Below are 24,126 nucleotides of genomic sequence, written 5' to 3'. Positions count from 1 at the left end.
AAACGGAAATAGCTTTATAAGTTATTTCCGTTTCTAGTTTTAGTTCAAAACAAATTGAAATTATCTGGTATAAACTGTTATAATACCAGTTGTTTTGTCTTTCAATTTTAATTCTTTGTTGGTAAGATTCATGATATCACTGGTTGAACTTACATTCCCAATAGTAATTGTTAAATCATTGTGAGATCTTACATAAGTTCCTGTTGTTTCTACTAAGGCACAATCAGAACCATTATAATCTCCTATAACTGCTGCATTACTTAATCTTAAATCTAAATAATCTCTACTACATCCAGGTGCATTTTGTGGTGCATCAACTAACACCTCTGTCCCATCAGTCGAAACTGTTCCTGTTTTACTTAGGTTATATTTTCCTTGTATCGGAATTATTGTTTCTCCTTCATTATCGTCGCTACTGCATGATGCGGCAAATAATCCTAAGCTTAAGGCTGATACGAATAATAATTTTCTTGTTTTCATGTGGATTGTTTTTTGCGTTTGTATTTAATTTTAATACTGCTAAATTAAATGTATCATCTTACAAAAAATTCCACGATTTCAGATAAATATTACATAAATCGCATTTTAACTTTACTTTTTCAGGTATTTGTTTAAAATATATTGCGTTACAGGTCTTAATGCTCTCCCATTCTCAGGATGATTGCCATGTGTATTAAAAAACTCAACACTATCTCCCACCTTTGCATACCAAACAATAGCTTTTTCATTTTTGAAGAAAACAGTTGTATCACAAACCTTAATTCTTCGAAGATTTATAATTCTTTCATCGTAAGGCTCAGGTGAATTAAATGTGCCTATTCCTTCTATTTTCAAATCACAACTCACTTCTTCATAATGATCACCAGACCATTGTATACATTCTTTTTTAGGTAAGACTAAATAAATGATTAATCCTAAACCAAGAAAAACCGCTCCGATTGCTAGATATCTAAATATATTAGATTTTGGATTATCCATATTAACAAAAGTTGTTATAGTTGTTGGAAGTTGTTCTATTTCATCACTTTCAGTTGGTTCAGATTCTTCTCTTTCGATTTGAGCCGATTCTTCGGCATCAGGAATTGTTTCTGAATCAATATTACTTTCGCCTTCTTCATTATGGCCTAAACTTTCATTACAAATTTCTATATCGGGAATAATTGGGCTCCTTAGTTCTTCTATTAATTTCAAATCTTCTGGATCAATTTGCCTTCTAAACTTGTTAAAAGGTCTAAACTGGAAATCAACAAGAATAGCTGCAAGATCGACAACCTCAATTTTATCGGGATCGGTTTCTCCTTTTAGAAAAGTTTCAATAGGTCGAAATTGATTTGTATTGCTTTTAAATTTATTCTTTGTATTTAGATCAAAAGGAAATCCTAGCAAAGTATTAAATACTACTTTATCATCTGTAGAAACTGGTTTCGTTTCAAATATCTCCCAACATAATTTATTTAGTTTCCCTCTTGTTGGAGCATTTAAATAAACATGATCATCACCGTTTTTAACTTCTTCATATTTTTTTTTAACGGCATTCTTGTATAAATCTTCAATAGTATAGTTACTCATAGGCTTTATTTTTTTTGGAATTATAAGGAATTTCAAGGAATAATAAGGATTCCAAAAAACTAGTTCGGAAATCCCGGAATTCCGTATCACTACAGCTCTAAACCTCATATAACTTTGCCTCAACAAAATTAGTTAATGTTTTGATCTGCAGGTCAAAAACAAATGTACAAAACTAGTTAAGTAACCAAGTGCGGAAAACCGTAAAACGGAGTTTATCCGGGAAGTATAAATAAAGTTTTATAGTTCTACGCACTTCACTTCCCAAACAAAATTTGGTATTGCCATTTAAAATCAACCTGGAAAAGTTCCGGACAGCAATACCCATGTTCAACTTTTAAATCATAAAAAAAATGAAAACATTATATCTATTGGGAGCGTGCGCGCTATTGTCAACTACATTATTCTCTTGTACTGCTGACGAATTTGAGACAACAACAAACAAAACTGAGGTAAAAAATGATACTATTCCGTTAAAAGGAGCACAAGCAACTGGGCCAGAAGATGATCCTGTTAATCTTCCGCCACCTCCAAAAAAATAAAAAATAAAATTTGTTGTTTTCAATAAATGACTAAATTCGGGGAAAGTAAGATATATGTTACGATCCCCGTTTTTTTATTTTTTTATTTTCCTCCTTTTTACTTCTTGTGAGAAAAAAACAGATGCTTTAATTCCACCCGATTACAGCAGAAAAGAAACCATAAAACTACAACAAAAAGCCGCAGAAGAATTTCAAAAGAGCCATTACAACAGTTCTTTTTACTATTTCAACAAATCAAAAATTGCATTTGAATATTTAAAAGATAGTACAAGTGTTGCCTATAATTTGATTCAAATGGCTAACATACAACAAATAAATGGCGACTATTACGGAAGTAAAGAGACATTAACAGAAGCACTTCCATATGTAAAAAATGATAACAATTTTAAGTCCGCAATTAACAACCTCTTCGGAATTGCAGACAAAGAACTTGCAATTTATGATGATGCAATATTTTATTACAATCAGGCAATAAAGGATTCCAAAGATCAGCTGACCAAACAATCTCCTTTAAACAATATTGCTGTACTTTACATCAAGCAAAAAAAATATGATAAGGCTATTGTAATTCTGAAAGGAATTTTAAAAACTAAAGAATTTGATACATTTTTAAAAAGCAAGGCAAGAGTAATTGACAATCTTGGATTCGCTTATTTTAAAAAAGGTTCAAATGAAAAAGGTCTTCAACTCATGCTTGAAAGTCTAAAACTGAGAAAACAAATTAACGATTCTTATGGAAGCATAGTAAGTTATACTCGCTTAGCAGAATATTATGCAAAAACCGATAATAAAACATCCAATCAATATGCAAAAAAAGCTTATGAAATAGCAACCCAACTTAATAGTGTAGACGAACGATTGGAAGCATTATCCCTTTTAATTTCAAATAATGCTGGATTGCAATATGCTCAAAATTATATCACTATAAATGACAGCATTATCAAAGTTAGAAACAACTTTAAAAATAAGTTTGCTAAAATCAAATACGATTCTAAAAAAGAAAAAGACGAAAACCAGAAACTTCGTTTAAAAAATGCTGAAAACCAGCTCTCGATTCAGCGCGGGCAATATCAGCAATATTTATTCATCACTATTTCTCTATTTTTGGGTGTGCTCATTTTTTATCTCAGAAAATATTACCGAAATAAAAACCGTACTGAAAAATTACAAACGGCTTACGATACCGAAACCAGAATTGCCAAAGACATTCATGATGAATTGGCAAATGATGTTTTTAACACCATAACTTTTACACAGACACAGCCTTTGGAGATTGAAAGCACAAGAGAAACGCTGGTTCAAAAACTTGATCATATTTATGCTCGTGTCCGTGGCATTTCAAAAGAAAACAATAGTATTGATATTAAAACAAATTATGCACTCCATTTAAAAGAGATGCTTTCAACTTATAATAGTGAGAATAGAAATGTTATTATTAACAACATCGAAAAAGTAAATTGGGATTTGATTGAGGAAATTAAAAAAGTTACGATTTATAGAGTTTTACAGGAATTAATGGTCAATATGAAAAAGCATAGTGAAGCATTGGTAGTTGTAGTAAAGTTTGGCGGCGACGGAAAAACAATTTTTATTGACTACACAGATAACGGAAAAGGCACTCAAAAAGATAAAATTGTAAAAAATGGTTTGCTAAATATGGAAAACCGTATTTTGTCTAGTAAAGGAACTATTACTTTTGACACTGAACCAGATAAAGGTTTTAGAGTAAAAATAACAATGCCTAAATAAAAGCCTATGTTTAAAAAAGTAATAATAGCCGAGGATTTTGAAGAATTCAATTTAGCTGTTAAACAAACCTTGAATGATTTTAATATTGACAATTTTCAACACGCAAAATATTGTGACGATGCTTTTCTTAAGATAAGAAAAGCCATTCAGGACAATGAGCCATACGATTTATTAATTAGTGATCTTTCGTTTAAAAAAGATCATCGTGACGTAAAAATTGAAAGTGGTGACGAACTTATTCAAAAAGTTCGTGAACTTCAGCCTGATATTAAAATCATTGCCTATTCTGTTGAGGATAAAAATCTTCGTATAAAATCACTTTTTGAAGATTCTGAAATTAATGCCTTTGTACTCAAAAGCCGAAACAGTATTGAAGATCTCAAAAAAGCGATTAAAATAATTTCGACTTCCGATGAGAAATTTATTTCTTCCGAGGTTGCTTCTGCACTTCAGGAAAAAGGCAACTACGAAATAGATGATGTCGATATTCAAATTTTAAAATATTTATCTGTGGGAACATCTCAGGATGAAATTATAGAAATTTTTAAAAACTCTAATGTGAAACCCAATAGCAAAAGTGCCATGGAAAAAAGATTGGCAAAACTAAAAGACTTTTTTAAAGCCAATAATACTGTTCATTTGGTTTCAATTACAAAAGATATGGGAATTATCTAAGTTCCTTTTCACTCCATTTTAAAGCTCCTTCGGGAGCTTTTTTTTATTGCTAGAATTTAAAATTACAGATTATGGATTTCCGTAAAATACTGGTTTTGATTGGTTCTACTTTTGGATTGTAAAAATTAATTAAATATTAAAATTATGAAAAAAGCAGCTATTTTATTTAGTCTATTCTTCTTAATCTTAGGAGGAAGCATTGAAGCCCAAAGTGGTCATTACAAAGGAGGAAAAGGAAGTTCTCATAAAGGAGGAAAGTACAAAAACTCAAGTACTAATAATCATTATAAAAAAAGAAAATAACCATCCCCAACTTCGACTGACATGAAAATTAAAGATGCGTCGAGAGAAGTTTCAACAACCAGAAAATCTTTAATCAACTAAATCTAAAAAATAATGGGCTTTCGATTTCAAAAAAGAATCAAACTTGGAGGAGGACTTGGATTAAACATAAGTAAATCCGGAATTTCTCCGAGTTTTAGAACCAAAATGGGAACCTTTAGTAAAAATGGATATTCTACAAAAACAGGTATTCCGGGGATTCGATACCAAAACAGCGGATGTCTTATCTTGTTTGTCTTTACAGGACTCCTTACATTTTTAATCTACAAATTTTAAATAACTCAAAAATGAAACATAAAAAAATCATAACAATTTCTATTTCCTTATTGATGTTGACAGGCATTATAATTTCTTGTTCAGATTCAGCAGACTCAGCAGAAACAAGTTCTAATTCTAATTCAGGATCAAATTGTCCGACTAAAACTTGTGGTGATTTTGCAACTAGAGCACAGGCACAAGCCGCTTATAATAGTAACAAAAAGTGCTACAAAAATCTAGACGCGGATGGAGATGGAATTGCATGCGAAAATTTAAAATAAACAAACCAAAAACATGATAACACTAGAACTAAAAAGCCATTTTTTAAGATTATATCAAATGGCATTATCAGACGATCAATTTGATGTATTAGAACTTCAAATGTTATATCATTTTGCAGACGAAAGAGGAATTCCGAAAGAGGAGCTCGATAAACTTTTTCTAAATCCTGTCAATACCGATTTTATTGTTCCTGAAGCTTTAAATACCAAAATTGAATATCTCTACGATCTTACAAGAATTATTTGGGCCGATGGAAAAATTACCGATGACGAGTTAAATATGCTGAGAAAGTATTGCAGAAAATTTGATTTCATTGAAGAAAACATCAATGACTTATCTGACTATCTTATTGATTGTGTTCAGAAAAACATTGGAAAAGAAGAAATTATTAGTCAATTAAACACTTAAATTATGAAACCACTATCGCAATTATTTAGTTTAAAAAAATCTGAAGATTCTTCCTTTAAAATTTTAGAAGAAAATGAAGAAGATAGAGAACAAATTAGAATTACGTATTACCAGAGCGGTTTTGCCGCATCGGTAAAAGCTACAGGAAAACCTATTGTTTTAAAAGCATGTCTTCAAAATTTATACATGAGTTTTGAAGATCAATGCCGAAAACAAAAAATGGAACAAGACAGGCTGAAACAACCATATCGTGAAGAACAGGAAAAGAACAGAACCGAATTGAAAAAGTCTGAAACTGCCATTGGAATTTTTGAAAAAAAAGAACAAAACATCAACGAAAACATCGATCAAATCAAAAACGAAATTATCGAAGTAAAACGTAATCCAGATAAATTCGGGATTGAAGAAGGAAAAGGTCTTAAAGCTCAATTTTATATTGGTCTGATTCTTTTGCTGCCCATTACTTTATATGTTTTAGTGTTCTACATTTCTGCTTCTTATTCTGCATTTTTCAAGGAATTTTCAAATGATAGTTTAACAGCTGCAATCTTTGACGCTGATGCATTTACAAACGCTTTTAAAGCAAGCTGGCTTGAAGGAGTTTTGGTTACAACTATTCCTTTCGTTTTTATGGGATTAGGTTATGTAATACATATGGTTCAAAAAGGAAAAGGAATAAAAAACATCTTCAGACTTGTGGCACTTTTCGCCATTACTTTTTTATTTGATTCACTTTTAGCTTATATCATTGAAAAAAAAATATATGAGTTCAATAAAACAACCGAATCGTCTCCTTATAACCTAAACATCGCTTTGGGCGAACCAGAATTCTGGATGATCATTTTTGCAGGTTTTGTCGTGTACATTATCTGGGGACTTGTATTTGATTTTGTAATGAAAGAATTTGAAAACATTGATAAAATCAGAGCTTTTATACGAGGAAAAAAAGAAAATTTACTTAACCTAGAAAAACTCAAAACGGATTATGTAAACAAAATCAATGGTTTTAAAGAACAAATCGTGACTATAAATGGTAAAATATCAGAACTTCAATTGAAAATTGATGGCTTTGTTTTCCCAGTTAAAGAATACCTTCATTATCATCATCAGTATAAAGAAGGATGGTTTCAGGCAATTAACACAGAAATAGCTTTGCCTCATAAAGAAAAAGTAGAATTACTTGAAAATTGCGAAAACTTATCAGAAGAACATTTAGGAAGATTAAATCTAATTGACCCAGATTTTCAGCATTTAGTATATTTTAAAAACTAATATTATGAAAAATACTTTACTCAAAATTTTGGTGTCATTACTACTGATTTTATTTTTTTCATGTAAGGAAGAAACAAAGAAAGAAGAAAGCCAAAATACTATTAAAACTTCTGTTTCAGAAAACTACAACATTAGTATTCTAGTAGATTTATCAGATAGAATAAGTCTTAAAAAAAATCCAAATCCTACTATGGAAATATACCAAAGAGATTTAGGATATATAAAATCGGCTTCTGAAGCTTTTACAGAGCATTTAAAATCTAAAAGAATGAGACAGATTGATGATAAAATGCAATTGTTCTTTAATCCCGAACCTGAAAATCCTAAAATTAACTCCATTTCGAAAGAATTGAGAATCAATGTTACTAAAGACAATGCCTCGAAACAATTTCTGAATTCTATAAACAATACTTATTCTTCAAAAACAGAGGTTATTTATGAATCAGCAATTAAAGATGATAAATATATTGGTTCGGATATTTGGAATTTTTTTGATAGTAAAGTGCAAGATCAATGTGTGGACAAGGATTTTAGAAACATCTTGATTATCTTAACAGATGGATATATGTTTTATGAAGGAACTCAGATTAAAGATAAAAATTTATCGAGTTATTTAACACCTCAACTAATCAAACAAAATGGTCTAAATACTAAAGACTGGAAGAAAAAATTTGAAAAGGAAAATTTTGGTTTCATTAAAATTGATACCGATTTATCAAGTCTTGAAGTCTTGGTTTTAGGAATAAATCCAAGCAAAAATAATCCGTTTGAAGAAAAAATTATAAAAGCCTATTGGACCAAATGGCTTTCTGAAATGAAAATAAAACATTTCGAAATTAAAAATGCAGACCTGCCATCCAATATGGATAAAATCATAAAAAATTTTATTCTAAAAAAAGAATAAAAAGCAAAAACCATGTCTTATAAAGAGGAACTTCATTGTCCTCTTTTTTCCGTTTAAATCCATCTCAAAAAAATTATAATTTAAAAATTCTGTACCATTACGGATTTCCATAAAATATTGGTTTTGATTGATTTTACATTTGAATATTAATTTAAACTACAGACTTATGGAAATGAATATTCAACTAAAATCATTAGCAGATAAAATCAATCAGCTAAAAAGTAAAATTGAAACAGAAGAATCTACTAAACATGCTTTTGTTCTACCATTTATAAACATTCTTGGATATGATGCATTTAATCCGCTAGAAGTTGTGCCTGAATTTACAGCAGATCTAGGCTTAAAAAAAGGTGAAAAAGTTGATTATGCCATTTTTCAAAATGGAGAACCTATTATAATTGTAGAGTGCAAAAGCTGGAAAGAAAAGCTAACAGTTCATAACTCGCAATTATTCCGTTATTTTCATGTTACAAAAACCCGATTTGCACTTTTAACAAACGGAATAAATTATCAGTTCTTTACTGATTTAGATGATCAAAACAAGATGGATGAAAAACCATTTTTAGAATTTGACATCTGTAATCTAAAAGAAAATACGATAAACGAAATTGCAAAATTTCATAAAGCCAATTTTGACGTCGATAATATTGTCAGCAATGCCAGCTCTCTAAAATATATTAAAGAAATTAAAAAGCTTATTAATGCTGAATTAGAAAGTCCTTCAAACGATTTTACAAAATTATTTGCAAGTAAAATTTACACAGGAAGACTGACTGAAAAAGTGGTTGATGAATTTAAAGATTTGGTTCAAAAATCAGTTAGTCAATTCATTAATGATAAAATTAATGATCGTTTGAATGCAGCTTTAACTAAAGAAACTATTAAACAACAAGATGAAGAAATAAATATTGCTGAAGATGATAATAAAATTGTTACAACCGAAGAAGAACTTGATGGTTATCGTATCGTAGTTGCTATTTTGCGTCGCAAATTACCAATCAGCAGAATCGTATATCGTGATACGCAATCGTATTTTGGCATATTACTGGATGACAACAATCGAAAACCACTCTGCAGACTTCATTTAAATGGAGGAAAAAAATATCTAAGCCTTTTCAATAATAATAAAAGTGAAAGCAAAATCGCAATATCTTCTATTGACGATATTTATCAATATGAAAAAGAATTACTGGAAACTATCGCTCTTTACGAAACAGAATTAAATCCCGTATAAGTACCTATTTCAAAAAACTTAATTCTAGTTAGATTTATCATTTTAACTAAAACTTTCTAAATCTCAAACTAACTCCCCAATCGCCTATGCAGAAAAACTACCTCATCTTACTTTTTTTAGTAACATTTTATTCCTGTAAAAAAGCTGCTGCTCCGCCAACTTTACCAGAAGTAAATTCATTTTACAAAACGACAATTACAGCAGATGATCGCAAAACGATTACACCTGAAGAGTCAAAAACCTATCACGTAAATACGACTTATAAGTACGAATACAGAACAGGAAATCCAGGACATTATGAATATAATTATGATGTAAAAGGAATTAACATTAAAGGAGATTCTGTTTTTGGAAATATTAATACGGAAGGAAAATACGGCGCTGGAATATTGAAAATAGACAGTATTGGCGAAATCGAGATTAACACCGAATGGGTCTCACACGGAAAACTTAAAGCACTTGATAAAAAAGGGAACGAATACCAACTAATTGTCCAATAAAAAATAAACAGATGAAATATACTTTACTTCTACTTTTTGTTTGTGCAACTTCATTTCGAGCGCCAGAAACCAATGTATATATCTGTGGTTCTACTGGTGCAAAAAAATACCATTACAATGAAAATTGTCGCGGTTTACGATCTTGTAGTCATGAAACGGTAAAAACATCAATAAAAAAAGCTCAAGGCCTAGGCTTGACACTTTGTGGATGGGAAGATTAATAATCTTCCCTTTTTTTATTTAATTATTTGATAATAATCACTTTACAATAAATTCACATTAGTTTTCTTAATTTGAAATAAAACTAATCGTTATGAAATTCTTTAATCTAAAATTCCTGGTATCATTCAAAGAATGGCTTTTTTTAAGAGCTATGCAATCTTCTTTCCTACACTAATAAACAGTATAAAAATAAAGGAAAGTCTTATTGAATGAATAAAATTGAAAACTCATTTTTGAACAAAAACCAATTTGGGGAAGATTTCTTGTGGGGTGTTTCAACCGCCGCTTTCCAAATTGAGGGAGCACATGATTCTGACGGAAAAGGTTCTTCTATCTGGGATGTTTTTACTTCTCAAAAAGGAAAAATAAAAAACGGACATCATGCCCTAACTGCCTGTGATTTCTACAATTCTTATCAAGATGATATTGATCTGATTCGCGAATTAAATATTCCAAATTTCAGATTCTCCATCAGTTGGCCACGCATTATGCCAACCGGAATTCATCCTGTAAATCAGGCGGGAATTGATTATTACAACAAAATTATAGATTCGCTTCTGGCTTCTGGAATCGAACCTTGGATAACACTTTATCATTGGGATTTACCACACGAACTCGAATTAAAAGGAGGCTGGACCAACCGTGAATCGGTTTCCTGGTTTTCAGAATATGTAGAAGTTTGTGTGCAGCATTTCGGCGACCGCGTAAAAAACTGGATGGTGATCAACGAACCTTCAGTTTTTACTGGCGCTGGTTACTTTTTGGGTATTCATGCTCCTGGTAAAAAGGGAATTACAAATTACCTAAAAGCGATGCATCACGTGACTTTGGCAACTGCTGCTGGTGCAAAAATTATCCGAAACAAGATACCAAATGCGCATATCGGAACGACATTTTCTTGTACACATATCGAACCTGCGACAGAAAACAAAAAAGATGTTGAAGCTGCCAAACGTGTCGATACGTTATTAAACAGAACTTTCATTGAACCGATCTTAGGATTAGGTTATCCGCAAAAAGATCTTCCTGTTTTAAAAAAACTAAACAGTTATATTTTAGAAGATGATCTCAATAATCTTGCATTTGATTTTGACTTTATAGGTCTGCAATGTTATACCAGAGAAATCGTTAAATCAGCAATGTTGATTCCGTACATTGGTGCCGAATTAGTAAGTGCCGAAAAACGAAATGTAATTTCGACTGAAATGGGCTGGGAAGTTTATCCTCCAGCATTATATCATGTCCTTAAAAAGTTTAATGAATACGAAGGTATCCGAAAAATCATTATTACAGAAAATGGTGCTGCATTTCCCGATACAGTGACCAACGGAAAAGTATTCGATATCAAGAGAACACATTATATTCAGGATCACTTAGAACAAATTTTAAAAGCCAAAAAAGACGGTTTAAACGTTGAAGGATACTTTGTCTGGAGTTTGACCGATAACTTTGAATGGGCTGAAGGCTACAACGCTCGTTTCGGATTAATTCACGTCGATTTTGAAACTCAGAAACGAACCATTAAAAATTCTGGATTGTGGTTTAAGGACTTTTTATCTTAAGAGTTTATTTAACCGCAAAGAACGCAAGGATTTTTTTTCTAAGATAATCTACACAAACCGCAAAGTTCGCAAAGCTATACTAACTTAAAGCTTTCGAACTTTGCGGTTTTTCTTTGTGTCGTTGCGTTTAAATTCTTAACGGAGTCTATATTTATAATTCTGTTTCAAGATTCCGATATGAACTTTCCCATTCTTTTTTAAGTGCGCTGTCAAAAGAATATATCTTTCCTCTGGATACTTTACTTCATAATTAAATATCGTGTCATTAACCTTAACCTGAAGCAGGTGTTTCCCCTCACCAGATACCGACAATGAAGCTGTTTCATAAGTTGGCATCGCTTCTGTTGCTTTTAAGGTAATATCTTTAACTTTCTCTTTATCCAGAAGTACTTCGAGTTTCAAATTGTCTAGTTTCTTATCTGTTGGTTGTTCAAATGAGACAACATATTTTTTACAACCGAAAGTGGTTAAAACAATTAATAATAGTACAAGTTTTTTCATGAGAGTTGTTTTTTTACTAGATGACTTTGAAATCAAAATCATTTTTAATTTTTATAAATATAACTAATTTTATTAGAATCAAACTGTCGGAAAAAAGCAAGTTTTTAGGCTTTTAAAATCAGTAGTTTCAGTGGCAAAATTTTGTCAAAAAAAAGATGAAAAAATCACTTATTTCGCTGATTTTTATTAGGTTTAACGGATTTTTTTTCTTATCTTTATAGTGTAAATAACAGTAAATATATGCCGAAAAACACACTTTTTAAAAGCCCAAATTTCACTTCAAAAAATTATTCTTTTTACCGCTTTATGCATTTTATTTTTAAAAATGCTTTTCCATTTAATCTTTTTTCTGCACAAAGTATAAACATGCAGAAGACACTAGAGCAACCGCTCCAACTGCAATCGTAATTATTCTACGAGGATACATTTTCTGAGCCACTTTTTTAGAAAATATATCTTTCAGATTTAACAAAAGACTTCCTTTTTTAGGAACCTCTTTTGACTCTTCATGTTCATTATTCACCAAAACTTTTTTTTCTATGCCAACATTTTCTACAATTACATTCGATCCGATACTTTTAATTTGTTTTGCTTCTTCAATTCTACACTTCTCGTTAAATTTTTTAAAAGGTCGAGGCTGAAAATCGACCATTATTGCTGCAAGATTTATAGCATCAATATTTGACGGATCGGTTTCTCCTTTAAAAAAGGTTTCTATTGGTCTAAACTTATCTTTTTGTTCCTTAAACTTATTCTTTTTGGTATGATCAAAATCTAAGCACAATAAATTTTTAAACACATTTAAATCATCTTGGGTCGGATTGTTTTCGAAAATAATCCAGCACAAATCGCGAAGTTTTCCGCGGGAAGGACTGTACAAATAATCGAAGTACTCGCCTTCTTTTTCGATCTCGTATTTAATTTTAATCGCCTTTTTATATTCTTCTAATGTATTACTCATTTTGTCTTTTTTAGGAACGTCTTTTGACCCTTTATGTATCATTTTTCACCAAAACTTTTTTTATATGCCTTTATTTTCGACTTCTACAATTAAACCGCTATCAGCAATTTCAATTTCTGTTCCAATTCTATACTTTTTCTATATTTTTTTCATCTCCACGACCAACTTTTGTCAGACTTATTGCATCTATAATAAGAGAGATTGGTTTAGAATTAAATAACATTTAATAAAAAATAAGGCATTGCATTTTTATTTTATTGGGAATTCGTGGGAATCCCAGGAAAACGCAGGAATTCCGGGAATCCCTTATCTACAGTGATCTAAAACTGCCTTTCCTTTGCATCAGAAATTAGTTCAAGTTTTGTCTGCAGACTAAAACAAAAATATGAAACTGGTTCTAATTTACATTGTGGAAAACCGTAAGACCGACTTTATTCGGGAAGTATAAATTACGTCTTACAGTTCTACACTCTACTTCCCCAAAAACAATTTTTGGTATCGCAATTACAAGATCCGAATCAATTCCGGACAGCCATACCTATGTCTAATTTCTAAATTAAATTAAAATGAAAAAACTAATACTTTTTATCGCTTTTGCGCTAATATTCACGATATTTTCTTGTACTCCTGATGAGTATGAGACACAAACAGGTACTAAAATCGAAAAGATTAAAAAACCTATTCACGCAGGTGATGATAAGCCTGATGGTCCTGGTGATGGTACAAAACCACCATTGAAACCATAAGTTTAATAAATATATTTTTAGTATCTAATTAATTACTATTTTCGGGGAAAGTAAATTTGTATGTTACGGTCCCCGTTTTTTTATTTTATTCTCTTTCTTTCTTTTTTTTCCTGTAAAGAAAAAAAGACTATTAATTCTAATACGGAAGAAGTACGAAAAGAGGCCCTTATTTTGCGGGACAGAGCAGATGAAAACTATCAAAAAGAAAACTTTAACACCGCTTTTTATGAATTTAATAAATCAAAAGCGCTTTTCGAAACTTTAAAAGACAGTGCCAACATAAGTTATGTTCTTATTCAAATGGCTAGTATCCAGCAAGTCAATGGAGATTACTATGGTAGTAAAGAAACCGTAACTGAAGCATTACCTTATGCTAAATCATTACCTCATATTAAAAAGAAAGATCACATCAGCTGTATAAACAATACGTTAGGAATTGCTGATAAAGAACTTTCTCTTTATGATGATGCTATTTTTTACTATAAAGAATCTGTTAAAGAATCTGAAAGTCCTGAAGGTGAACAAGCACCTCTAAGCAATATTGCAGCAGTTTACATTCATCAAAAAAAGTACAATGAAGCAATTAAACTCTTAGAATCTATTTTAGATGAAAAATTTATAAAGGATAAATCCAAAGAACGTTCTAAAGCCAGAATGCAAGATAATTTGGGCTATGCTTATTTTAACACTGGAATGGATGAAAAGGGATTTCATTTAATGGATAATGCTCTCCAATTAAAAAACGAAATTAAAGATGGTTATGGAAGCATAGAAAGTTATCTTCATCTTGCCGATTATTACTCAAAGAAAGACATTAAGAAATCAGACGAAAATGCTCTTTTGGCATACAAGACAGCCACAAAACTTAATAGTGTCGATGAAAGATTAGAAGCGTTGCAAATTTTAATTTCAAACGACAACAGTTCAAATACTACCAATTATGTTCAAAGATATTTTACATTAAATGACAGTATTATTAAAGTTCGAAATAACTTCAAAAATAAGTTTGCTAAAATCAAATACGATTCTAAAAAAGAAAAAGACGAAAACGAAAAACTTCGTTTAGAAAAAGCAGAAAATCAATTATCTCTTGACAGAGCCAAATATATGCGTATTGTATTTGTCATTGTTTTTTTCTTTTTAGTTGTTTTAATTGCAATTCTAATTCGTTATTACAAAAACAAAAACAAGGCTATAGAATTAAAAACATCATACGACACCGAAACAAGAATTGCAAAAAAAATTCATGATGAATTGGCTAATGATGTTTTTCAGGTTATTGCTTTTGCCGAATCTCAGCCTTTATCTACTGAAAATACCAAAGAGAATTTACTTCAAAAATTAGATGACATTTACGGTCGTGTAAGAGGAATTTCGAGAGAAAACAATAGCATCGATACTGGAATAAATTTCACCCATAGTATAAAAGAAATGCTTTCGGCGTACAATACACGTGAAAGAAATATTATGGTGACCAATATCGAACAAATAAATTGGGAAGCTATCGATGAGATGAAAAAGATTACCATTAGCCGTATTTTACAGGAATTAATGGTCAACATGAAAAAACACAGCGAAGCAAATTTGGTAGTTATAAAATTTGATAGTGATTTAAAATCAATTTTTATAAATTATACCGACAATGGTAAAGGCTGCGAAAAAAATACCATTATAAAAAATGGTCTTCAAAACATGGCAAACCGAATCTTGGCTGTTAATGGATCAATTGATATTGACACAGAACCTAACAAAGGATTTAAGGTAAAAATAGCAATGCCTGAGCAAACATAAACTAAATTTCAATTCTTGATTAAAAATAAAAAGCCTTTCAGAATAATCCGAAAGGCTTTTCTCTTCAAAAAACAATAAAATTATAACCTTTTAAGCTATAATGTTTCATTTAAAACGGCAACTGCTTCTTTCCAGTTGTTCACTCTCAAGTGATGGGTTTGATTTATATTATGAAATGCGGTAAACATAATAGGTTTACCGATACAATAATCCAGATTTTTACAATGATCGTCAATTAAATAATCTGTTTTGATAATGGATTTACTGCCGCATAAAACGATATTTTCCCATTGAATAAAAGGAAAATGTTCGCCAAGCCAAGCTACTTTTTCAGCAAGAGAAAGCGGAAATTCTATGGCTGCAGAAACGATATAAATCTCAAAATTTTTCTGTAATTCCCGTACACTTTCAACAGCATCGGCCATTACCGGTAATGTTCTGAAAAAATTTTCTTTTTTTACGATATCAAGCATCAATTCTCTTCCGTTAAAAGCTTCTTCTTCGCTTAATCCTTGAATACTCTCTTTTGTTAAATGAGTTCCGTACGCTTTGTTGTAATGCTCTATTATCTGTAATTCAACATCAGCTAATACGCCATCCATGTCGATTGCAATTGTTTTCTTTTTCATTGTAAAATTATTTTGCGGTAAAATTATGCAAAAATTGCAATAAGTCGCAAATAATTACAGTTTTTAACTTATTTTTGCGGTATAAAACTGCAATTAAAATGAGAAAAGAAGAACGCCAGCAGACTATTTTAGAATATTTATCTAAAGAACACCGCGTAACATCCATAGAGTTAAGCGAATACTTGAGTGTTTCAGAAGATACGATTAGAAGAGATTTAAAAGAACTCTCCGATCAGGGACTTTTAAAAGCGGTTCGTGGCGGTGCAGTTGCGCCTTCTCCAATGCCACTTCATTATAGAAAAAGAGAAAAGCATGATTTAGAAAACAAAAAGATTATTGCCGAAAAAGCCATTTCGTATCTAAAAGACGGACAAGTAGTTTTTATTGATGGAGGGACAACTTCTTTAGCTTTAGTAGCGAGTTTTCCGCATGATTTAAAATTGACTGTAATTACAAATAGTTTTCCAGTTGCCGTTTTAGTGGAAGATTTACCAAATATCGAATTGATTTTTGCAGGAGGAAAAATGTGTAAAACCTCCTTTACCACTGCCAGTATGGAATCTTTGGACTTTTTCAGAAATTTCAGAGCCGATATCTGTATTTTAGGAACTTGCGGTATTCATCACGAACGTGGTCTTACTGGAATTTTATATGATGATGCACAAATCAAAAGAAATATGATTCAGAATTCGAATTTTATACTCGCTTTAGGTTCTAGTGAAAAAATTGATACAGGAGAGACTTATTTTGTTTCTCATTTAAAAGACATTGATGTTTTGGTCACTAATATTTCACCAGATGAGGAAATATTAAAACCATACAAAAAACAAGTAACGGTTCTTTAATCGAAATAAATAGCTTGTATGAAAGTATTCTTTTAATTCTATGATTATTTAAGAATTAAATCTGTGAAATCTGCTATAATCTTTTAAAATCTGCGTGAAAAAGGAATACGTAAAAAGATTTCACGCAGATTTTAAAAGATTTCAGCAGATCAAATTAGATTTTATAAGTTAAAATTAAAAAACTAAATTTTACTCTGTTTCTACATGTTAACAATAAAAAAAGCCTTTCAGAATTTTACTTCCGAAAGACTTTTTCTCTACAAATTAATTGGCAAAATTATTTCCATCCGCCGCCCAAGTCTCTGTAGACGTGAACTGCAGCATTCAATTGTTCTTTTTTGGTATCAATTAATTCTAATTTAGCTTCTAGTGCATCTCTTTGTGTCATTAAAACCTCAAAATAATCTACTCTAGCCGATTTAAACAAATCGTTTGACACATCGATAGACGTATTCAAAGCATCAACTTGTTTTGATTTAAGATCGTAACCTTTTTGAAGATTCTCAATCTTAGACATCTGATTTGAAACTTCTAAATAAGCATTTAAAACTGTACGATCATAATTGTATAAGGCTTGAATTTGTCTTGCATTTGCACTCGCAAATTCTGCTTTAATCGCATTTCTATTAATCAAAGGTGCAACAAGATCTCCCGCCAATGAATACAATAAAGATTCTGGCATTGTAAACAAATAAGAAGGTTTAAACGCATTTACTCCAATCGCAGCCGTAATGTCTAAAGAAGGATAAAACTCAGCACGAGCAACTTTCACATCTAATTTTGAAGCTACCAATTCTAATTCTGCTTGTTTAATATCTGGACGATTCTCTAACAATTGAGACGGAATTCCAGAACTTACAGCGGCAGGTAAAAGACTTAAGAAATTAGTATTGCTTGTTCTTTTAATTTCCTGCGGATATCTACCCAACAAAAAGTTGATTTTGTTTTCGGTTTCTTTTATTTGCTGTAAGATGTCAAACTCCATACTTTGTGAAGTCAAAACCTCTGCTTCAAATTTCTTAACTCCCAATTCTGTTGCTCTTGCTGCTTGTTTTTGAACTTTTACAATTTCTAAAGCGTTAGTTTGCAATTTGATGGTTTGTTTTACAATATCCAACTGATTGTCTAAAGCCATTAATTCATAATAAGAATCGGCAACTTCAGCAATAAGGTTTGTAATCACAAAGTTTTTACCTTCAACAGTTGCTAAATATCTGTTTAAAGCTGCTTTTTTAGAATTACGCAGTTTTTTCCAGATATCTACTTCCCAATTTGCATAAGCTGAAATGGTAAAATCTCCTAATGGATCTGGAGTTTCAACACCTGGTTTGATTTCAGTTGTAGCATCACCCGCACCTTGACTTGTATATCTACCCACTTTTTCTACTCCAGCTCCAGCACGTAAACCAGCAGTTGGTAATAAAAGACCTTTTTTTACACGAATATCATTCTTTGCGATTTCGATTTCCTGCAAAGTGATATTTAGTTCTTGATTATTTTTAAGAGCAACATCAATTAAATCTACTAGATTTTGATCTTTAAAGTAATCTTTCCAGTTTAATGCTGCTGTATTATTGCTTGCATCCTGCATTTGAGCTGTTTGCCCAAACGAATTAGGAACTGGTGTACTTGTAGTCACTGCTGCCTCAGGTGCAGGAGTTTTACACCCTGCAACTGCTAGACATACAGCTAATGCAATACTATATTGATATGATTTAACTTTATACATGATTGTTATCAATTTCTTCTGTTAATGGATTTTCTTCTTCATGTTTTACCAGTTTGTGTTTTTCCGCAATCTTAGCGAATATGAAATACAATCCAGGTATTACAAAAACCCCGCATATTGTTCCGATAAGCATACCTCCGGCTGCTGCAGTACCAATGGTTCTATTTCCAATTTTACCAGGTCCAGTAGCGAATGCAAGCGGTAATAAACCTGCAATGAAAGCAAATGAAGTCATCAAAATTGGACGGAACCTTGCTTTTGCTCCTTCCATTGCCGCATCTAAAACAGATTTTCCTGCTGCGTGTCTCTGAATCGCAAACTCTACAATCAGTACGGCATTCTTACCTAATAAACCGATAAGCATTACCATCGCAACCTGAGCATAAATGTTGTTTTCTAATCCTGTTAATTTCAATAAAAAGAACGCTCCAAAAATACCTGCAGGCAACGAAAGAATTACAGATAATGGCAAAATAAAACTTTCATACTGCGCCGCTAATACTAAGTAAACGAATCCTAAACAGATTAAGAATACCCAAATAGCCTGATTACCTTGTGCTACCTCATCGGCAGAAATACCTGCCCAGTCAATATCATATCCTCTTGGTAATTTTTCAGCCGCTATTCTCTGAATCACTTTAATTGCTGTACCAGAACTATATCCTGGAGCTGGCGAACCACTAATTTGTGTTGAGGTATACATGTTATGACGTGTGATTTCTGAAAGTCCGTATACTTTTTCTAACTTCATAAAAGCAGAAAACGGTACCATTTCATCACGATCATTTTTTACATATAACTTTAAGATATCATCTGGTTGTGCACGATATTCTGGCGAAGCCTGAACGATTACTTTATAGTTGATACCGAATTTAATAAAACTGATTTCGTAGTTACTTCCCACCAAAGTTGACAAAGTATTCATAGCGTTTTCGATAGAAACACCTTTTTGTTGTGCCAAATCGTTGTCTACTTTCATCATGTATTGAGGGAAACTAGAGCTGTAAAAACTAAATACGTTTGACAATTCTGGTTGTTTGTTCAATTCAGCCACAAAGTCGTTATTCACCTGCTCCATTCTTTTGTAATCAACAGAACCAGTTTTATCTAACAAACGAAGCTCAAATCCTCCTGCAGCTCCATATCCAGGTACAGCTGGTGGTTGGAAAAATTCGATATTAGCTCCTGTAATATCCTTACATTTTTCCTCCATTTCGTGCATGATTTCCAAAACAGATTCTTTTCTATCACTCCAATCTTTCAAGTTAACCAAACATGTTCCTGAGTTTGCTCCTGTACCTTCAGATAAAATCTCATAACCTGCTAATGAAGAAACCGATTTTACTCCATCAATATCTTCTGCAATTTTTTGAACGCGCTCTGCAATATTATTTGTTCTTTCTAAAGAAGAACCCGGCGGTGTCTGAATTACAGCATAAAACATTCCCTGATCCTCATTCGGAATAAATCCAGAAGGAACTGAACTACTGATCAACCATGTTCCAGCACAGAAAACCAAAAGAGCCACAATTGTAACTACTCTTCTGTTTACAATTTTAGCCAATAGGTTTTGGTATTTTCCTTGTGCTAAATTGAATTTTTCGTTGAAGGCATCAATAAATCTATTTGCTGGTGTTTTCTTTTTAGGCACTCCGTGATTGTTTTTCAACATCATTGCACAAAGCGCTGGCGTCAAGGTCAAAGCCACAATACCGGAAAGAATAATAGCAGTTGCCATTGTTACAGAAAACTGTCTGTAGAATACTCCAACAGGTCCTGACATAAATGCTACCGGAATAAATACTGCCGCCATAAGAAAGGTAATGGCAATAATTGCCCCCGCGATTTCATGCATTGCTTTCTTAGTTGCTTTGAATGGCGACAGATGTTCTTCTTCCATCTTGGCATGGACGGCCTCGATAACTACGATCGCATCATCGACCACGACCCCAATTGCCAATACTAGAGCAAATAAAGTAATTAAGTTCAACGAAATATCGAAGAAAGTCATGAACACAAACGTTCCTACCAACGATACTGGTACTGCAATTGCCGGAATAACTGTCGAACGCCAGTCTCCTAAGAAAAGGAATACCACTAAACCTACCAGAATAAATGCCTCAACTAAAGTATGGATTACTTTTTCGATAGAAGCGTCAAGGAATTTAGAAACGTCATACGAGATTTCGTAATCCATTCCTTTTGGAAATCTTTGTTTGATTTTTTCCAGTTTTGCTTTTACTTCTTCGATAACCTGATTCGCGTTACTTCCAAAAGATTGTTTCAATACGATTGCGGCTGATGGTCTTCCGTTCAAATTAGAATAGATATCATACATCGAGCTTCCAAATTCAACTTTGGCAACATCTTTCAATCGTAAAAGTTCTCCGTTTGGATTTGCTTTTACTACAATGTTCTCGTATTGTTCTTTGGTTGTAAAACGTCCAGAATATTTCAATACATACTCAAATGCTTGAGAACGTTTACCAGAACTTTCTCCTGTTTTACCTGGAGAAGCCTCCAAACTCTGACTAGATAATGCTTCCATTACTTCATCAGCAGAAATTTTATACGCTAACATACGATCTGGTTTCAACCAAATACGCATAGCATATTCACGTGTCCCTAAGATATCTCCAGAACCAATACCATTTACCCTTTTTAATTCTGAAAGTACGTTGATATCGGCGTAGTTGTACAAGAATTTCATATCGGTATTTTTGTCTGTACTGTAAAGGTTCACGTACATCAACATACTTGGTACTTCTCGTGTAATTTTGATACCTTCTCTAATTACCAAAGGAGGTAATTTATTAGTAACCGAAGCCACACGGTTCTGAACGTTAATTGCAGCTTGATTCGGATCTGTTCCTAAGTTAAAAACAACTTTAATTGTTGCCTCACCATCGTTTCCAGCATCAGAAGCCATATATTTCATTCCTGGAACCCCATTTAAGGCTCTTTCTAAAGGAATAACAACTGCCTTAACCATTAGCTCACCATTAGATCCTGGGTAATCTGCAGTAACATTCACCATTGGAGGCGAAATTGTAGGGAACTGGGTAATTGGTAAACTCAATACCGACAAAACCCCTAGAAAGACAATAATCAACGATATTACTATCGACAGAACAGGTCTTTGAATAAATTTATTAAACATTTTTGTATTTTTTAATGATTAAAACCCAGTAAACCTATTCTGCTTTTAAACGTAAATGATTTATAACCTCTTTTGGAGATTCGTAATCAAATTTAATTTTGTCATTTTCTTTTACTTTCTGAACGCCTTCAAGTAAGATTTTATCATTTTCAGTAAGACCGCTTTTGATTACGTACAAATCAGGAATTTCACCTGTAATCGTAATTTCTCTAGAGCTTACTTTGTTGTTCTTATCTACAACAAAAACATATTTCTTATCCTGAATTTCGTAAGTTGCTTTTTGCGGAATTACAATAGCATTTTTTAACGGAACGTTCATTTGAACTTGTCCTGTTTCTCCGTTTCTAAGTAACTTACTAGAATTAGGGAATCTTGCTCTAAAAGCAATATTTCCAGTTTCGTTGTTGAATTCACTTTCTATAACTTCAACATTTCCTTTGTCTTTGAAAATATCTCCGTTAGCCAAAACTAAGTTCACTTTGTTATCTGCACGATCTTTAATATTCGTTTCATAACTAATGTATTCTGGTTCAGAAACATTGAAGTAAGCAAACATTTGACTGTTGTCTGAAAGACTTGTCAACAATTCACCTTCATCTATTAAACTTCCTAGTTTTAAAGGAATTCTGTCGATGGTTCCGTCAAATGGAGCTCTGATTTCTGTGAATGATAAATGCAATTTTGCTAATGCTACTTCCGCTTTTGCAGACTGCAATTTTGCTTGAGCTGAACTCAATTCGTTTTTTGAAACGATATTTTTATCAGCCAAAAGTTTTGAATTTTGCAATTCGATTTCTACTGATTTTTGTTCAGCCTGTGCTTTTAATAATTCAGACTGATACATGTTTGGCATAATTCTGAACAACAACTGTCCTTTTTTCACAAACTGTCCTTCATCAACATAGATATTTTGCAAAAACCCTTTTTCCTGGGCACGGATTTCGATGTTTCGAACAGATCGAATCTGCGAAACGTATTCCTTCGTAAACGAAGTATCAATTTTTACTGGATTAGTTACAGTGAACTTTTCCTCTTCTTCTTTTTCTTCTTTTTTTTGTGTACAACTGGTTAAGCACACTAAGGCCATAAAGCCTGTGATCAAGATGATTCTTTTCATGATGTTTAAATGGAAATTAAGCGATTGAATGCTTGGAATACAAAGATTCCTTAAAGATGGAATGGAACATCAGTAAGCTTTAGCCTGACCTTAATTGTCATATAAGCGGAAGTAAGAAAAAAATATACATCAACAAGATATGCAGGATCGCAACTTAGGCAACCGATGTATATTTTAAAATCAAATTCTTAATACTCGTTGAGTAATGTATAAAGGATTTGAATGCCCTAAAGAAGGCGTAGAAATTTTAAAACGATTGATCTCATTTGCAGCAGATTGATCTGAAAGTGCTTGATACAAGTCATCTACAAGACTGTAAGAAACTGCAAAAAATTTATTCGTAAGTCCATCAACATCATCATTTCCTAGAAGGTCTTCTTCTATATCAACATCTGTAGCATCTTCAATAGTCGAAGATCCACGATCTTGATTGGTGAATTTAACTCGATGTTTCTTTTCAAGATTATGGTGTTGAGGTAAGCCAAAAGTATTTGCATTAAGATATTGACCTCCGCCTAGCAGAAGCATATTCATGAATACTAAAAATACTATTAACTTTCTCATTTGGGTGCGAAAGTAATAAAAGATTGGAATAAAAAAAATAAAATAAGAAAGTCTTAACATGGAATCGTAAACGAAAACGTTTTCACTTTAAAACAAATTTAAGAAGTGTAGATTTTAGAGAAACAAAAACAACCTAAAACACTCAAAAACAACAATTTAAAAACAAACCTGCATAATAACAAATTCATGTCCAGCTTTGGTAAAAGTTTCTCCAATAGCTTTCATTCCGAATTTTTCATAGAATGCTGTTTTCTCTTTTCGTGCATTGCACCAGATTTTCTGTACTCCTTTTTCTTTCGCAGTTTTAAAAATATGATTTAATAATGCCGAAGCAATTCCTCTACCTTGAAATGAATCTAAAGTGGCTAATTTTCTAAATTGCATTTCATCTCCTGTAATAAAACAAGAAACTATAGAAACTAACTGATTGTCTAGAAAAACGCCATAATGCAGTCCAAAATCATCTTCTTCCAGCTGAACAAATTCAAAAGGTTGATCAGGCCACATCACTTCATGTCGGATTTTCCAAGTGTCAGATGCCTTTATGTTTTTAATTTCCATGGTTGT

At 32.1% G+C, this 24,126-nt stretch carries 26 protein-coding genes; 16 read left to right on the top strand and 10 right to left on the bottom strand.

What is annotated here, in order from left to right:
- Positions 1-60: 60 nt before the first annotated feature.
- Together NQQ59_RS16195 and NQQ59_RS16190 are read right to left on the bottom strand one after the other, a co-directional pair.
- The gene (locus NQQ59_RS16195; protein WP_144218645.1) at positions 61-480 is read right to left on the bottom strand and encodes a lipocalin family protein; all 420 of its coding nucleotides are present in this window, start codon (positions 478-480) and stop codon (positions 61-63) included.
- Between the two features lie 111 nt (positions 481-591).
- Entirely contained in the window at positions 592-1,569 is a 978-nt protein-coding gene (locus tag NQQ59_RS16190) for a hypothetical protein (RefSeq protein ID WP_144218643.1), read from the bottom strand.
- A 350-nt stretch (positions 1,570-1,919) separates the two neighbouring features.
- Here NQQ59_RS16190 and NQQ59_RS16185 point away from each other — a divergent pair, with 350 nt between their 5' ends.
- The 13 genes from NQQ59_RS16185 (at position 1,920) to NQQ59_RS16125 (ending at position 11,516) form a co-directional block, all read left to right on the top strand.
- Entirely contained in the window at positions 1,920-2,108 is a 189-nt protein-coding gene (locus tag NQQ59_RS16185) for a hypothetical protein (RefSeq protein ID WP_144218641.1), read from the top strand.
- A 54-nt stretch (positions 2,109-2,162) separates the two neighbouring features.
- Positions 2,163-3,857 (top strand): tetratricopeptide repeat-containing sensor histidine kinase, encoded by a 1,695-nt coding sequence (locus NQQ59_RS16180; RefSeq protein WP_144218639.1) that lies wholly within the window; start codon positions 2,163-2,165, stop codon positions 3,855-3,857.
- A 6-nt stretch (positions 3,858-3,863) separates the two neighbouring features.
- On the top strand, positions 3,864-4,532 hold the full coding sequence (locus NQQ59_RS16175) for a response regulator transcription factor (protein WP_144218637.1): 669 nt from the start codon (positions 3,864-3,866) through the stop codon (positions 4,530-4,532).
- A 144-nt stretch (positions 4,533-4,676) separates the two neighbouring features.
- Positions 4,677-4,835 carry a hypothetical protein gene (locus tag NQQ59_RS16170; RefSeq protein WP_186296632.1) on the top strand — a complete coding sequence of 53 codons (159 nt, stop codon included), beginning with the start codon at positions 4,677-4,679 and terminating at the stop codon, positions 4,833-4,835.
- Between the two features lie 93 nt (positions 4,836-4,928).
- On the top strand, positions 4,929-5,150 hold the full coding sequence (locus NQQ59_RS16165; RefSeq protein ID WP_144218635.1) for a DUF4236 domain-containing protein: 222 nt from the start codon (positions 4,929-4,931) through the stop codon (positions 5,148-5,150).
- 11 nt (positions 5,151-5,161) lie between these two features.
- On the top strand, positions 5,162-5,413 hold the full coding sequence (locus tag NQQ59_RS16160) for an excalibur calcium-binding domain-containing protein (protein WP_144218633.1): 252 nt from the start codon (positions 5,162-5,164) through the stop codon (positions 5,411-5,413).
- A gap of 13 nt (positions 5,414-5,426) precedes the next feature.
- Positions 5,427-5,822, top strand: a complete 396-nt coding sequence (locus NQQ59_RS16155; protein WP_144218631.1) for a tellurite resistance TerB family protein — start codon at positions 5,427-5,429, stop codon at positions 5,820-5,822.
- Between the two features lie 3 nt (positions 5,823-5,825).
- Positions 5,826-7,094, top strand: a complete 1,269-nt coding sequence (locus NQQ59_RS16150) for an ABC transporter permease (RefSeq protein WP_144218629.1) — start codon at positions 5,826-5,828, stop codon at positions 7,092-7,094.
- A 4-nt stretch (positions 7,095-7,098) separates the two neighbouring features.
- On the top strand, positions 7,099-7,998 hold the full coding sequence (locus tag NQQ59_RS16145) for a hypothetical protein (RefSeq protein WP_144218627.1): 900 nt from the start codon (positions 7,099-7,101) through the stop codon (positions 7,996-7,998).
- Between the two features lie 166 nt (positions 7,999-8,164).
- The gene (locus tag NQQ59_RS16140) at positions 8,165-9,232 is read left to right on the top strand and encodes a type I restriction endonuclease (protein WP_144218625.1); all 1,068 of its coding nucleotides are present in this window, start codon (positions 8,165-8,167) and stop codon (positions 9,230-9,232) included.
- An 86-nt stretch (positions 9,233-9,318) separates the two neighbouring features.
- Entirely contained in the window at positions 9,319-9,732 is a 414-nt protein-coding gene (locus tag NQQ59_RS16135; protein ID WP_144218623.1) for a hypothetical protein, read from the top strand.
- Positions 9,733-9,743: 11 nt separating this feature from the next.
- A complete protein-coding gene (locus NQQ59_RS16130; protein ID WP_144218621.1) occupies positions 9,744-9,953 on the top strand; it encodes a hypothetical protein in 210 nt (69 codons plus the stop codon).
- Between the two features lie 210 nt (positions 9,954-10,163).
- Positions 10,164-11,516: a GH1 family beta-glucosidase gene (locus NQQ59_RS16125; RefSeq protein ID WP_144218618.1), complete on the top strand. Its 1,353-nt coding sequence runs from the start codon at positions 10,164-10,166 to the stop codon at positions 11,514-11,516.
- Between the two features lie 135 nt (positions 11,517-11,651).
- Here NQQ59_RS16125 and NQQ59_RS16120 read toward each other — a convergent pair whose 3' ends face one another.
- Positions 11,652-12,017 carry a hypothetical protein gene (locus tag NQQ59_RS16120; RefSeq protein WP_144218616.1) on the bottom strand — a complete coding sequence of 122 codons (366 nt, stop codon included), beginning with the start codon at positions 12,015-12,017 and terminating at the stop codon, positions 11,652-11,654.
- Positions 12,018-12,354: 337 nt separating this feature from the next.
- Positions 12,355-12,978 carry a hypothetical protein gene (locus tag NQQ59_RS16115; RefSeq protein ID WP_144218614.1) on the bottom strand — a complete coding sequence of 208 codons (624 nt, stop codon included), beginning with the start codon at positions 12,976-12,978 and terminating at the stop codon, positions 12,355-12,357.
- A 566-nt stretch (positions 12,979-13,544) separates the two neighbouring features.
- Here NQQ59_RS16115 and NQQ59_RS16110 point away from each other — a divergent pair.
- Positions 13,545-13,724, top strand: a complete 180-nt coding sequence (locus NQQ59_RS16110; RefSeq protein ID WP_144218612.1) for a hypothetical protein — start codon at positions 13,545-13,547, stop codon at positions 13,722-13,724.
- Positions 13,725-13,895: 171 nt separating this feature from the next.
- Positions 13,896-15,515: a tetratricopeptide repeat-containing sensor histidine kinase gene (locus tag NQQ59_RS16105; protein WP_307777151.1), complete on the top strand. Its 1,620-nt coding sequence runs from the start codon at positions 13,896-13,898 to the stop codon at positions 15,513-15,515.
- 95 nt (positions 15,516-15,610) lie between these two features.
- On the opposite strand, the gene NQQ59_RS16100 is transcribed toward NQQ59_RS16105, so the two are convergent.
- Entirely contained in the window at positions 15,611-16,144 is a 534-nt protein-coding gene (locus NQQ59_RS16100) for a 5' nucleotidase, NT5C type (RefSeq protein WP_144218608.1), read from the bottom strand.
- A 98-nt stretch (positions 16,145-16,242) separates the two neighbouring features.
- Between NQQ59_RS16100 and NQQ59_RS16095 the strand changes: the two genes are divergently transcribed.
- Positions 16,243-16,989 (top strand): DeoR/GlpR family DNA-binding transcription regulator, encoded by a 747-nt coding sequence (locus NQQ59_RS16095; RefSeq protein WP_144218605.1) that lies wholly within the window; start codon positions 16,243-16,245, stop codon positions 16,987-16,989.
- Positions 16,990-17,266: 277 nt separating this feature from the next.
- Here NQQ59_RS16095 and NQQ59_RS16090 read toward each other — a convergent pair whose 3' ends face one another.
- From NQQ59_RS16090 to NQQ59_RS16070, 5 genes are all read right to left on the bottom strand, one after another.
- The gene (locus NQQ59_RS16090; RefSeq protein ID WP_144218603.1) at positions 17,267-18,718 is read right to left on the bottom strand and encodes a TolC family protein; all 1,452 of its coding nucleotides are present in this window, start codon (positions 18,716-18,718) and stop codon (positions 17,267-17,269) included.
- The gene (locus NQQ59_RS16085; RefSeq protein ID WP_144218601.1) at positions 18,711-21,878 is read right to left on the bottom strand and encodes an efflux RND transporter permease subunit; all 3,168 of its coding nucleotides are present in this window, start codon (positions 21,876-21,878) and stop codon (positions 18,711-18,713) included. Before NQQ59_RS16085 ends, NQQ59_RS16090 begins: the two co-directional genes overlap by 8 nt.
- A 34-nt stretch (positions 21,879-21,912) precedes the next feature.
- Positions 21,913-22,995, bottom strand: a complete 1,083-nt coding sequence (locus tag NQQ59_RS16080; RefSeq protein ID WP_144218599.1) for an efflux RND transporter periplasmic adaptor subunit — start codon at positions 22,993-22,995, stop codon at positions 21,913-21,915.
- Between the two features lie 180 nt (positions 22,996-23,175).
- Positions 23,176-23,559, bottom strand: coding sequence for a hypothetical protein (locus NQQ59_RS16075; protein ID WP_144218597.1), 384 nt, complete (start codon positions 23,557-23,559; stop codon positions 23,176-23,178).
- A 156-nt stretch (positions 23,560-23,715) separates the two neighbouring features.
- A complete protein-coding gene (locus NQQ59_RS16070) occupies positions 23,716-24,120 on the bottom strand; it encodes a GNAT family N-acetyltransferase (RefSeq protein ID WP_144218595.1) in 405 nt (134 codons plus the stop codon).
- Between the last annotated feature and the right edge of the window lie 6 nt (positions 24,121-24,126).

Source organism: Flavobacterium panacis, from assembly GCF_024649945.1.
Taxonomy (GTDB): Bacteria; Bacteroidota; Bacteroidia; order Flavobacteriales; family Flavobacteriaceae; genus Flavobacterium; species Flavobacterium panacis.
The sequence above is the reverse complement of the archived record's forward strand: the minus strand, read 5'-3'. Positions and strand labels throughout refer to the sequence as shown.